The following is a 12056-nucleotide window of genomic DNA, read 5'->3' as shown; positions in this document are numbered from 1 at the left end:
CGGATCAGCTCGCCGGACAGATGGCGCTGGACATGCGGCCGAGGTCGACGTGCCGTCGACTCACCAAGGCGATTCCAGTTCCAGACATGACGGCAGCGTGGCACGGAGATCTGGACTCAGTCCAGCTTTATCCATCATGCGGACACCCTTGTCCTGGAATGCGAGACAAGGGTGTCCTCGGTCACAGGGCGCGGTCGCGGCCCGGTTCGCGCAGGTCAGACCGGGTACGCCCCGGGCCAGGGGCCCGGAGTGTCTGCCTCCGCTTCCTCCTCGACCTGGGTGTCGAACAGCTTGAACCCGCGCCGCTCGTAGTTGTCCATCGCGTGCTCGCCGTCCTTGCTGCACGTGTGCACCCAGACGCGCTTGGTCGGCGCGAGCCCCGGCCACCGGTCGGCGAGGTCCCAGGCGCGGCCGGCGCCGTACGACAGCAGGTGCCCGCCGATCCGGCGGCCCCGGAAGGCGGGGATCAGCCCGAAGTAGACGATCTCGACGACCCCGTCGTCCTGCGCCTCCAGCTCGATGTACCCGGCCGGCGTGCCCCGGTCGTACGCCACCCATGTCTCGACACCCGGCCGCTCCAGATGCTCCCGCCACCGCGCGTACGACCAGCCGAGCCGGTCCGTCCAGCGGATGTCGCCGCCCACCGACGCGTACAGGAACCGGCTGAACTCTGGTGAGGGCACCTCGGAGCGGACGATCCGGACGTCTCCCTCGGGCGCGGCGGCGGGAAGGAGGTCGCTCGGGGCGGTCTGCTCCAGGGACCAGGTGGTCACGGCGATGTTCGTCATGCCGGTCAGGGAATCACCCGCCCCCGGCGGCTGTCGATCGAAGGTGACCCCCGTCGCAGCGCGCTCCACGGGGACGGCTATCGCAGCGCGCGCTCCACGGAGGACAGCGGCACGGCGAACAGCGTCCGCCCCGACAGCGACCAGACCTCACCGGTGCCCTGCCAGTAGGACAGGGACCCGGTGCCGTCGCCCCAGCAGCGGTGGGTGTCCTCGGAGCCGCACGTGGCCGCCTTCGCGCCCCGCACGTCCTGCCGCCACAGTGTGCCGTGCCCGCCCGGGGAGCCGGGGACCCGCTTCAGGTACCAGCCGGGACGCGCGGACGGGCCGGTCCGGTACGACAGCACGCCCCGCACCCCGTCCGCCTTCGACTCGTACGCCTCGTCCGCGGCCACCGTTCCGGCGGAGTCCGCGGCCAGGAGGCCGGAGCGCGCCGGGTCCCGGCTGAAGGGGTACCGCCACAGACGCGTGGGCCGCTCGCTGCCCCGGGGCCCGGCCTCGCTCGCGACCAGGCTGTCCGGCGCGGAGCTGCGGTCCAGGGACAGGCTGTCGGGACAGGGGGCGCCCGGCACCGCCCGGTCGCATCCCGCGCCGACCGGGCGGTACGAGGCGACGGCGGGCAGCACCCAGCGGTAACCGTGCGCCGACCATCCGCCGGGCACCTTGCCGACCGCGTCCCCGGCGACGGTGGCGCGCTGGATGCGGTGCAGGTCGAAGACGTAGAGCGCGTCCCGCTCGGCGCCCGAGGCGGTGACCAGGAGCTTGTCCTGGTACCAGACCATGCCGGACACCCGCGAGACGAGCCCCCGGAAGTCGCGCCCGCCGTCGACCGGGACGGCGAGCAGGGCCCAGGTGTAGCTGAGGCGGGCCGGGTCGTTCGCGTCGACGAAGGCCACCCGGGCCAGCCCGCGGTCAGCGTCCGGGCCGCCACCGCGGGTCCAGCCGGAGAGGATCACCCGGTTCGTCCCCCACGCGCCGTCGTCGTCGGCGTCGCCCGAGGTGGTCAGCGACTCCGGCTGCCACAGGCTCGTGGTCGCGTCGGCGGGGTCCCAGCAGTACGTGCGGGTGGGCTCGGGCACGACCGGCAGCGCCTTCCGCTCCTCGCGGGTGCAGTCGGCCGCGTCACGCAGCGTGCGGTCGGCGGCGCCCAGCACCGCGCCGACGCCGACCGGCCGGCCCATCGCCGCGGCCAGCCGGTCCAGGGACCGCTGCGGCACCCGCTGCTCGGTCAGCCGCAGCCGGCCGAGGTCGGCGGGGGAGGTGAGCGCCCTCAGGGCCCCGGGGTTGTCCTCGACCGTGGCCTGCGAGGCGCTGATCAGCGTGGCGGCGGCGGTGAGGGCGAGGGCCGTCCCGGACAGGACGGCGCGCAGTGCCCTGCCCCGCCGGCGCCGGCGGTGTCGGCCGCGATGTTTCATGGACAACCTCCCGAGGCGGGCCAACTGCGCCGCAAGGTCCGTGCGTTGACCAAGGAGCAGGTGGGGCGACCCAGAGGCGATGCTACGGCAGTCCGGGGCGCCACAGGCCTAAGACCCTGCAAATATGCGGAAGATGTCACCTAAAGGCCATCCGTACTCCCTCACGCGAACCTCTCACGGCACCCGGCCCCCTCACGCCCGTTCCGTACCGTCCGTGCCGTCGAGTGCGGCAGCAGGTCGCGCGGATCCTCCGGCAGCGCCACCTCGACCTCCGCGTCCTGGCCGAACCGGTACGGACGGTGCTCCAGGAACGCCCCTAGATAGCGTCGTACCCGGGACATCTCGGCGCGCACCGTCACCCTGCGGGCCGGATCACCGAAGACGTCCTCGGCCAGCTCCGCCGCGCTGCGGCCGGCGCGGTGCACCGCGAGCAGATACAACAACTCGGCGTGCCGGGGACTCAATTCGTGGTTCCAGGAGCCCGCACCGCCGGAGACCGCCACCGACCAGCGGCGCGGCCGCGCCAGATCCAGCGCGATCCGGGCCGCGCCCTGCCCGGCCGGCTCCTCGCCGGTCCGCACCAGCCAGCCGCCCGCCAGCGGCTCCAGGCGGCACAGGCCGACCGCGGGCAGCCACCGGCGACCCGCCGACGGCGACTTGGGCAGCACGATCCGCGGGGTGTACGGCATCCCCGCCACCGCCGCCGTCCAGCCGTCCCGGTCCACCACCGCCGCCCGGCCGCCCAGCCGGGCCAGCACCGGCGCCGCCACCGCGCGCAGCCGCTCCAGCGAGGCGAGATGTCGCTCCCGCAGCCTCGCCTCGGCCAGCTTGGCCACCGAGTCGACCCAGGCCAGCGTCGCCGGGTGCATGGTCTCCAGCGGGCCGCTGACGTCCACCACACCGAGCAGCCGGCCGTCCCGTGGGTCCGTGATCGGGGCGCCGGCGCAGGTCCAGGCCGCGTGCGAGCGGACGAAGTGCTCGGAGGCGAAGACCTGCACGGGTCTGCGCACCACCGCCGGGGTGCCCACGCCGTTGGTGCCCACGACGTCCTCCCCCCAGTCCGCGCCCAGTTCAAAACCCAGCCCGTCGGCCCGGCGCAGCACCGACGGGCTGCCCTCCCGCCACAGCACCCGGCCGTCCGCGTCCGCGACCACCATGATGTGGTGGGCGACGTCCGCCACCGACAGCAGACCCTGGCGCAGCACCGGCAGCACCGGCCTGAGCGGCGAGGTCTCCCGGCGCCGCTCCACCTCCTCGCGGGTGAGCAGCCCGGCGCGGAAGTCGCGGTCGGGATCGACCCCGCCGCGCAGCATGCGCTCCCAGGACTGCCCGATCACCGGCCGCGGAGGCATCCGCGTGCGCTGCCCGGCGAGCGCCGCGGAGCGCACCTCGCTGAGCATCCGTGCCGCCAGCGCCGTATCGGTGGCGGCGAGCTGCGTCACGTCCCTCGGCGCTTTCGCCACTGGGTCCTCCCGGAGACGGGGCCACGGGCAGCCGGTGCCGGCGGTCCGTTCCGGCCATGGACCGGCGCCCTCCCGGCTGTCCGGTTCATAGTGCCGCTCTCCGGTGGCGGAAGGGCACAGTCCGGTCACGGCACCAGGAAGTTGCAACCCCTTGCAACCCTGGTGGACGGACCCGTGCTGTTTGAAACTTGTGCGACGTCGCCCCGTGCGGCGTCCGTGGCCTCGAACGGGCCGGATCAGCGGGGGTGGTGCCGTGTCGGCGCAGCACCACCCCCGCGTCCCCTCCGGGGCACCGTGAGAAGACCGGGTGGCCGGTCTCCTTCAGGACACCGGCCGCGCCCGTTCCACCACCGAGGCCAGGTCCAGCGTGTGCGGCAGGGTCCCGAAGGCCGACCCCCAGTCGCCGCCCAGACGCGAGGCGCAGAAGGCGTCCGCAACCGCCGACGGCGCGTGCTGCACGAGCAGGGCCCCCTGGAGCACCAGCGCCAGCCGCTCCACCAGGCGCCGGGCCCGCCCCTCGACGCCGTCCAGGTCGGCCAGTTCGGTGAGCAGGTTCTTGATCGCCCCGTCCAGGCGGTGGTCGGCGCCGCGCGCCCGGCCGACCTCCCGCAGACAGGCGTCGAGCGCCGCCGGCTCGCGCCGCAACGCCCGCAGCACGTCCAGCGCCTGGATGTTGCCGGCCCCCTCCCAGACGGAGTTGAGCGGCGACTCCCGCACCAGCCGGGCCATGCCCCATTCCTCGACGTACCCGTTGCCGCCCAGGCACTCGGAGGCCTCCACCGCGACCGGCGCGCACCGCTTGGTCACCCAGTACTTGGCCGCCGGGACCGCCAGCCGCAGGAAGGCCCGCTCCTGCTCGCCGCCGTCGTCGTAGGCGGCGGCGAGGCGCAGCGCCAGCGTCGTCGCGGCCTCCGACTCCAGCGCCAGGTCGGCCAGCACGTTGCGCATCAGCGGCTTGTCCACCAGCGGGCCGCCGAAGGCCGCGCGGTGGGTGCAGTGGTGGACCGCCTGTGCGACGGCCTGCCGCATCAGCCCCGCCGAGCCGAGGGCGCAGTCGAGGCGGGTCGCCGCCACCATCTCGATGATGGTGCGCACCCCGCGCCCCTCCTCGCCGACCCGGCGCGCCCAGGTGCCGTCGAACTCGACCTCTGCGGAGGCGTTGGACCGGTTGCCCAGCTTGTCCTTGAGCCGCTGGATCAGGAACACGTTCCGCGTGCCGTCCTCCAGCACCCGCGGGACCAGGAAGCAGGTCAGCCCTCCCGGGGCCTGCGCCAGCACCAGGAAGGCGTCCGACATCGGCGCCGAGCAGAACCACTTGTGCCCGGTCAGCTCGTATGCGCCGTCCTCGGCGAGCGGCCGCGCGGCGGTGGCGTTGGCCCGTACGTCGCTGCCGCCCTGCTTCTCGGTCATGCCCATCCCGAAGAGGACCCCGGCCTTGTGCCGGGCGGGCCGCAGCTCCCGGTCGTAGATCATCGACGTCAGCCGCGGCTCCCACTCGGCGGCCAGCTCCGGGTCGGTGCGCAGCGCGGGCACCGCCGCGTGCGTCATCGACAGCGGACAGCCGTTGCCCGCCTCGACCTGCGTCCAGACCACGAAGGCGGCCGCCCGCCGCACATGCCCGGCCGGCCGGTCCCACGCCGCCGTGAGGCCCGCCGAGACACCCTTGCCGAGCAGCCGGTGCCAGGCCGGGTGGAACTCGACCTCGTTGATGCGACGCCCGTAGCGGTCGTGGGTGCGCAGGCGCGGCGGGTTCTCGTTGGCCTGCGTCCCCCACTCCTGCAGCTGCGTCGAGCCCGCGGCCCGGCCGAGCGCCGACAGCTCGCCGCGCACCTCGTCCAGCAGGTCCGCCCCGACATGCCGCCCGACGGCCTCGGCGAGGGCGCGGTCGGTGGTGAAGACGTCGTGGCCGGACAGGGGCGGCGCCTGGTTGGTCACGGTATGAGTGCTGGCTGCCATGGAACGGAACCTACCCCGTGGTACGGCGCCGGTCACCAGACGGGCGCCACGGGCGGCCCGCCCCCGCCCGCGCCCGGTGTCCTGCCTGGTCGACGCCACCGGGGGGTGGGTACCGCCGGACGGGACGGAGATACCTTTGGGTCGTGCAGCCAGCAAGCGAAACCCCCGACGGTCCCTCCGGCCGACTCCACCGGGCACGGGCCCTCTACCGGAACGTGTCCAAACGCAGGACCGCCTGGCTGCTGCTGAAGGACACCGTCAACTCGTGCATGGAGTACCGGATCCTCGGCCTCGCCGCCGAGGCCGCCTTCTTCTCCCTGCTCTCCGTGCCGCCGCTGCTGCTCAGCCTGATCGCCCTGCTCTTCTACGTCGACGCCTGGACCGGCGCCGACACCATCGGCAGCCTGGAGCGCAACATCCTCGACGCCTCCCGCACGGTCCTGTCCGACCAGGGCGTCAAGGAGATCACCCAGCCGATCCTGCGCGACGTCATGAAGGGCGGCCGGCCCGACGTGATCTCGATCGGCTTCCTGCTCGCCCTGTGGTCGGGCTCCCGCGCGGTGAACGTCTTCATCGACACCATCACCGTGATGTACGGCCTCGACGGCGTCCGGGGCATCGTGAAGACCCGGATGCTGTCCTTCGGGCTGTTCGTCGTGGCCCTGCTGGTCGGCTCGATCGCGCTGCCGCTGATGGTGGCGGGCCCGGACGCGGTGGTGCGGATCGTGCCGTGGTCGACGACCCTCGTGCAGATCCTGTACTGGCCCGTCGTGATCGTCCTGTCCATCGCCTTCCTGACCACGCTCTACCACGTCTCCGTGCCGGTGCGCTCCCCGTGGATCGAGGACGTGCCCGGCGCCCTGGTCGCCCTGGCCATGTGGGTGGTGTGCAGCTTCCTGCTGCGCATCTACCTCACGAGCACCGTCGAGGGCCCCACCATCTACGGCTCGCTGGCCGCGCCCGTCGCGGTGCTGCTGTGGATCGGGGTGTCCGCGTTCGCCGTGCTCGTCGGGGCGGCGGTGAACGCGGCCATCGACCGGGTCTGGCCGGCCGCCGCCACGGCCGCCGCCCGCGCGGCCAACGAGCGGGTCCGCGAGGCGCAGATCACCGAGTACGTGGCCCGCGCCGCCGCGGCCCGCGAGGCAGACCCCGACGACCCCGACATGCCCTCCGAGTTCCCGGAGCGCTGGTCCCGCTTCCTGCCGCCGGAGGACCTGTCGGCGCGGCTGCGCACCCATGTGAAGAGCACCCATGTGAAGAGTCCGCACAAGGACGACCCGGACGGATCCGCCCACGGGAAGTGACGGGCGCGGATCTCCCGACGGCCGGGGTTCGCCGACGAGCGGGGTTCGCCTACGAGCGGGGTCGGCCGGCGTGCGGCGCCCGTGGCCGGATGCCGCACGGCCGTACCGCGGCGCCCCGGGCGCCGACGGACGTCCGCACCCCGGGCGTAGCCTGGCGGGCGTGGCAGGGGAGGTACTCGGGCAGGCGTCCGGATACGCGGAACGGCCGTCCCGGCTGGCCGGCGCGGTGGTGTGGACGAACGTCCCCGCCGCCGGGGCGCTGCCGGTGCTCCCCGACGGGTGCATGGACCTGCTGTGGAGCGAGGGGCGGCTGCTCGTCGCCGGGCCGGACACGCGTGCCCACGACCCCGGGGACACCCCCGCGCGCTGGGTCGGCGTGCGGTTCTTCCCCGGCACCGCGCCCGCCCTCCTCGGCGTGCCGGCCCACGAGCTGCGCGACCGGCGCGTCGAGCTGGCCGACCTCTGGCCCGCCGCGGTCGTACGGCGGCTGGGCGGACGGATCGACGCGGCGCCCGACCCGGCGGCCGCGCTCGAAGAGGTGGCCCTGTGGCGCGCCGCCGAGGCGGACCCGCCCGACCCGCTGACGGCACGGATCGTCGCCGCCCTGGACGCGGGCCGTCCGGTCGCCGCGACCGCCGACGAACTCGGCCTCGGCGTACGCCAGTTGCACCGCCGCTCGCGCGACGCCTTCGGCTACGGCCCCAAGACGCTGGCCCGCGTGCTGCGCCTGCAACGGGTTCTGGCCTCGGCCCGCACCGGAGTACCTCTCGCGGAGACGGCGCTCCGGGCCGGGTTCGCGGACCAGGCCCATCTGGCCCGCGACGTCAGGGAGCTGGCGGGGATGCCGCTCGGGCGGCTACTGGCCGGCCGGGGGTAGCGCGGCGAACAGGTCGACGCCGTTGCCGTCCGGGTCGTGCACCACCGCGTAGCGCATCCCCCAGAAGGCGTCCCAAGGCTTCAGCTCCCCGTGGTATCCGGCGCCGACCAGGTCCTCGTACACGGCGTCCACGTCGGCGGGCGTGTCGCACCGGAACGCCAGGGAGATCCGGCCGCCCCCGGCCGGCGGCCGCCAGGCGGGGTGGAAGGAGCGGACGGTGTCCTCGGTGTCCAGCGCGAGCGTCGCGCCGCCGGGCAGCGCGGCCTCGACGTGCGGCTCTTCCTCGGCCCCCTCGGGGAAGACGAGTCCGAGCCTGCGGTAGAAGGCGAGGGAGGCCGCCAGGTCGGTGGCGACCAGGCCGATCACGGCGAATCGTGGAGTCATGGCGCCACCGTAGGCACCTCCGTGGGCGCCGGTCTTGAAGGAATCGGACACGGACCGCTCAGCCGAAGGTCACCGCCCCCCGCGGCGTGTCCACCGTGAAGGAGAACCCGGCCGGGCCCTCCGTGAGCCGCAGCCCGGCGTCCACGGCGGACAGCAGCGGGCGCAGCTCCTTCGGGTCGGGGGCGGTGGCGGACAGCTCAAGCAGCGGAGTGACGGGCAGTCCCGAGGCGGTCGGATGGGTGGAGGGACCCCAGTCGATGAGGAAGGGCACCAGCCCGGAGGGATGTCCGGCGCCGTCGGTCAGCCGCCACCGCAGCAGGACGCCGTCGGGGCGGCGTCGGCTCATCTCCCGTACCTCGCCCGGGTCGTAGCCCCGGCTCCGGGCGCGGGCGACGGCGGCGTCCAGGTCGGGCGGGCTGATCGCCCAGGTGATCGTCCGCGCCGAGGCGAGCCCGTCCACCCCGAAGGGGGGCGGGCCGGGCGGCACGGGCTGCTCGGGGTCCGGGCCCAGGATCTCCAGATAGCGGGAACCGCCCAGGCAGACCAGGTGGTTGCGGGTGCCGAGCCCGACATGGACACCGCCGGCAGCCGGGGTCACACCGGTGAGCCGGGTGAACTCGGCGACGGTGGCCGCCAGATCGGGGGTCGCGAGGACCAGGTGGTCCAGCGTCGCGGGAATGGCGTTCATCCCGGCTCAGGCTACGCGGCCCAGGCCCGTCCGGCGCCGGGAACGGCGGACCGGCGGAGGACGACCGGGACCGCAACGGCCGGGCCCCGGGCGGCCGTTGTACGGCTCTGCGCTTCCGTCCGGGGCGGGGTCAGGCGAGCCGGGCCAGATCGGCACGGCGCACCTCGCAGGCCGGCGGCAGGCCCGAGGCCAGGCGTTCCAGCTCCTCGGCGACGGCCCGCCCGAGACGCTCCAGCTCGTTGCCGAGCGAGCCGGCGATGTGCGGGGTGAGGAAGACGTTCGGCAGGGTGTGGAGCGGGGAGCCCGCGGGCAGCGGCTCGGGCTCGGTGACGTCCAGGATCGCCCGCAGACGGCCGGAGACCAGCTCGTCGGTGAGGGCGTCGTGGTCGACGAGGGCGCCCCGGCCCGTGTTGACCAGGACGCCGCCGTCCGGGATCAGCGCGAGCCGTGCCCGGTCGAGCATCCGGCGGGTCTCGGGCAGGTCGGGCGCGTGCAGGCTGACGATGTCGCTGCGGCGCAGCAGGTCCTCCAGTGGAAGCGGCTCGGCGCCCAGCGCGGCGGCCTCGGGGGCGTCCACCCAGGGGTCGTGGAGCAGCACCTCGAAGTCGTGCGGCCGCAGCAGCTCCAGCAGGCGGCGGCCCACCCGCGAGGCTCCGACGATCCCGATCCGGCGGCCGGCGTTGCCGAGGCCGGCCGTCTCGGCGGCCGAGGGGTGGGCGTGGGTCGCGCGGTAGCGGTCGCGCAGGGCGAAGGCGTCCTTCCCGGCGAGCAGGATCATCGCGAGCGTGTACTCCGCGACCGGCACCGCGTTGGCGGCCGCGGCACTGGAGACGGCGACCCCGCGCTCCCACACGGCCTCGCTGATCAGCGGGCGGACGGAGCCCGCGGCATGGAGGACTGCCCGCAGCCGGGGCGCCGCGGTCAGCGCGTCCGCGCCGATACGCGGACAGCCCCAGCCGGTGATCAGCACCTCGGCGCCGGCGAGCGCCGACGCGGCGGCGGGGTCGGCGAAGTCCCGCACGACGAGCGCGGGATCGAGCCGCGCCGAACGCCGCAACCGGGCCATGAGAGGGGGCGGGAAGAGCCGGGGGAGGTGCACCGGATCCATGGCGAGGACGGCCTCGAGCAGACGGTCCTTCGGCGGTCGATCCCTGGGCGGCCGGCCGCCGGCCACCTGGCCGCCGGCCGCCCGGTCGCCGGCCGCCCGGTCGCCGGCCGCCCGGTCGCCGGCTGTCTGGTTGCCGGGCGCCTGGTCTCTGGGCATGTCTCTCCTGAGGCCGCGCGGCGGGGTGGAGCGGTCGGGAAGCGCTCTCCGGCGGCGCCTGTCGACCGTAGGGGGCACCCCCGGGGAGGGGCAATGGCCCGGCGGCCGGTACGTGGTCCCCGTACTCCGATCGGCGGTGCTCGTGGCGCCGCGCACGGGAACAGCGGGGGACGATGGAGTGCTCTGACGGTACGGGGCGCAGCGAGCGCGGCGCGGCGAAGGGCTGGTGGGGCGTATGACGGCAGGCCGGACGGATCCCGTGGTCAGGACGCCGTACGGGGCGGTGCGCGGCCGGTACGAGCGCGACGTGGCGGTGTTCCGGGGCATCCCGTACGCCGCGCCGCCGGTCGGCCCCCGCCGGTTCCGGCCACCCGTGCCGCCCGAGCCCTGGGACGGCGTGCGCGACGCCGGCTCCTTCGGCCCGACCGCGCCGAAACCGCCGTACTCGGCCGCCTTCGCCCCGTACCTGTCCGACCCGGAGGTCCCGGGTGACGACTGCCTCAATCTCAACGTCTGGACGCCGCGGCCGGATCCGGGCGCGCGGCTGCCCGTCATGGTGTGGCTGCACGGCGGGGCGCTGACCCGCGGCTCCTCGGCCGTGCCCGTGTACGACGGGCACGCCTTCGCCCGGGACGGCGTCGTCCTGGTCTCGGTCAACTACCGCCTGGGCGTGGAGGGTTTCGGTCTCTTCCCGGACGCGCCCGCCAACCCGGGCCTGCGCGACCAGCTCGCCGCGCTCCTCTGGGCGCACGAGTCGATCGAGGCCTTCGGCGGCGACCCCGGCCGCGTCACCCTCTTCGGCCAGTCCGCCGGGGCCATCAGCATCGGCGCGCTGATCGCCGCCCCGCAGACGCAGGGGCTGGTCCGGCGGGCCGTCCTGCAGAGCGGCCCGCCGGAGGCCTCCGACCGCGACAAGGTGCGGCGGATGGTGCGCCGCATGGCGGCCCGGCTGAAGGTCCCCGCCACGGCCGAGGCCTTCGCCGCCGTCGACCGCGACCTGCTGCTGCGCACCCAGGCCGAGGTCGGCCGGCTGAGCAGCCCCGTGCTCGGCGGGCCCGCGTTCGGCGTGGTCACCGACGGCGACCTCGTCCCCGGCGACCCCTTGGCCGCGCTGACGGAGGGCGGGGCGGCGAGCGGCGTCGAGCTGCTCCTGGGGTGGACCCGGGACGAGTACCGGCTGTGGCTGGTGCCGGGCGGCCTGCTGGAGCGCGTCGACCGGCTCGGCCCGGTCGCCCTGGCCGGGGCCATGGCCCGCTGCCACTGCGGGCACGAGGTGGTCCGCGGCTACCGCGCCCTGCATCCGGGAGCGGGCACCGCCGAGATCGTCGGCCAGATGGTCACCGACCACCTGCTGCGCCGCCCGCTGCACCGCCTGGCCGACGCCCGCCCCGGCTCCTGCCACGTGTACGAGTTCGCCTGGCCCTCGCTGCGGCCCGACCTCGGCGCCTGCCACGCCCTGGAGCTCGGCTTCGTCTTCGACACCGGCCACGTCCCGGAGTCCCGCAGACTCGCCGGCGAGGGCGCCCCGCAGGAACTGGCCGACGCGATGCACGCCGCCTGGGTGCGGTTCGCCGCCGAGGGGGACCCGGGCTGGGAGGCGTGGGACGCGGCCCACCCGGTACGGATCTTCGGCGACGGGCCGCCGTACACGGCCCTGGGCCCCCGCGACGCGGACCTCGCCCTGTGGACGGTGGGCGCCCCTGCCGGTGACACCCCACCCGCCCCCGCCCCGCCGGCCACCACCGCGGCCCGAACGGCGGAACTCCGCGCGGTCGTACGACGCCTCAGACGCTCGGGCGGCGTCGGCAGACCCTGAGCTGGCCTCGCGGACCGGCTCCCCGCCGGGCCGGTGCCGTGGTCGTGCCCCCGGCCGGCGCGAGCCCCTCCGCCGGCCCCGGAGTGTGGCCCTTCGCCGGGTCC

Annotated in this window: 11 protein-coding genes; 3 read left to right on the top strand and 8 right to left on the bottom strand. The window is 75.2% G+C overall.

What is annotated here, in order from left to right:
• Positions 1-4: 4 nt before the first annotated feature.
• From ACF1A5_RS23030 to ACF1A5_RS23010, 5 genes are all read right to left on the bottom strand, one after another.
• Entirely contained in the window at positions 5-88 is an 84-nt protein-coding gene (locus ACF1A5_RS23030) for a putative leader peptide (protein WP_309486338.1), read from the bottom strand.
• A 127-nt stretch (positions 89-215) separates the two neighbouring features.
• Positions 216-788 (bottom strand): GNAT family N-acetyltransferase, encoded by a 573-nt coding sequence (locus ACF1A5_RS23025; RefSeq protein WP_392194734.1) that lies wholly within the window; start codon positions 786-788, stop codon positions 216-218.
• A gap of 77 nt (positions 789-865) precedes the next feature.
• Complete coding sequence (locus ACF1A5_RS23020) at positions 866-2200, bottom strand: hypothetical protein (protein ID WP_392194733.1); 1335 nt, start codon at positions 2198-2200, stop codon at positions 866-868.
• Positions 2201-2361: 161 nt separating this feature from the next.
• The gene (locus ACF1A5_RS23015) at positions 2362-3663 is read right to left on the bottom strand and encodes a GAF domain-containing protein (RefSeq protein WP_392194732.1); all 1302 of its coding nucleotides are present in this window, start codon (positions 3661-3663) and stop codon (positions 2362-2364) included.
• Positions 3664-3984: 321 nt separating this feature from the next.
• Entirely contained in the window at positions 3985-5619 is a 1635-nt protein-coding gene (locus ACF1A5_RS23010) for an acyl-CoA dehydrogenase family protein (RefSeq protein WP_392194731.1), read from the bottom strand.
• Positions 5620-5762: 143 nt separating this feature from the next.
• Between ACF1A5_RS23010 and ACF1A5_RS23005 the strand changes: the two genes are divergently transcribed.
• Positions 5763-6923 carry a YihY/virulence factor BrkB family protein gene (locus ACF1A5_RS23005; RefSeq protein WP_392194730.1) on the top strand — a complete coding sequence of 387 codons (1161 nt, stop codon included), beginning with the start codon at positions 5763-5765 and terminating at the stop codon, positions 6921-6923.
• Between the two features lie 160 nt (positions 6924-7083).
• Positions 7084-7800: a helix-turn-helix domain-containing protein gene (locus ACF1A5_RS23000; RefSeq protein WP_392194729.1), complete on the top strand. Its 717-nt coding sequence runs from the start codon at positions 7084-7086 to the stop codon at positions 7798-7800.
• Here the strand turns inward: ACF1A5_RS23000 and ACF1A5_RS22995 are convergent.
• The 3 genes from ACF1A5_RS22995 to ACF1A5_RS22985 form a co-directional block, all read right to left on the bottom strand.
• Positions 7780-8184: a VOC family protein gene (locus ACF1A5_RS22995; protein WP_392194728.1), complete on the bottom strand. Its 405-nt coding sequence runs from the start codon at positions 8182-8184 to the stop codon at positions 7780-7782. The genes ACF1A5_RS23000 and ACF1A5_RS22995 overlap by 21 nt on opposite strands.
• Positions 8185-8242: 58 nt before the next feature.
• Positions 8243-8872: a VOC family protein gene (locus tag ACF1A5_RS22990; RefSeq protein WP_392194727.1), complete on the bottom strand. Its 630-nt coding sequence runs from the start codon at positions 8870-8872 to the stop codon at positions 8243-8245.
• A 130-nt stretch (positions 8873-9002) separates the two neighbouring features.
• Positions 9003-9980 (bottom strand): hydroxyacid dehydrogenase, encoded by a 978-nt coding sequence (locus ACF1A5_RS22985; RefSeq protein WP_392194889.1) that lies wholly within the window; start codon positions 9978-9980, stop codon positions 9003-9005.
• 391 nt (positions 9981-10371) lie between these two features.
• Here ACF1A5_RS22985 and ACF1A5_RS22980 point away from each other — a divergent pair, with 391 nt between their 5' ends.
• Positions 10372-11952, top strand: coding sequence for a carboxylesterase/lipase family protein (locus tag ACF1A5_RS22980; RefSeq protein WP_392194726.1), 1581 nt, complete (start codon positions 10372-10374; stop codon positions 11950-11952).
• The last annotated feature ends 104 nt before the right edge of the window (positions 11953-12056 follow it).

The organism is Streptomyces sp. NPDC014864 (genome assembly GCF_043081525.1).
Taxonomy (GTDB): Bacteria; Actinomycetota; Actinomycetes; order Streptomycetales; family Streptomycetaceae; genus Streptomyces.
This window is presented reverse-complemented; position numbering and strand designations above follow the sequence as displayed.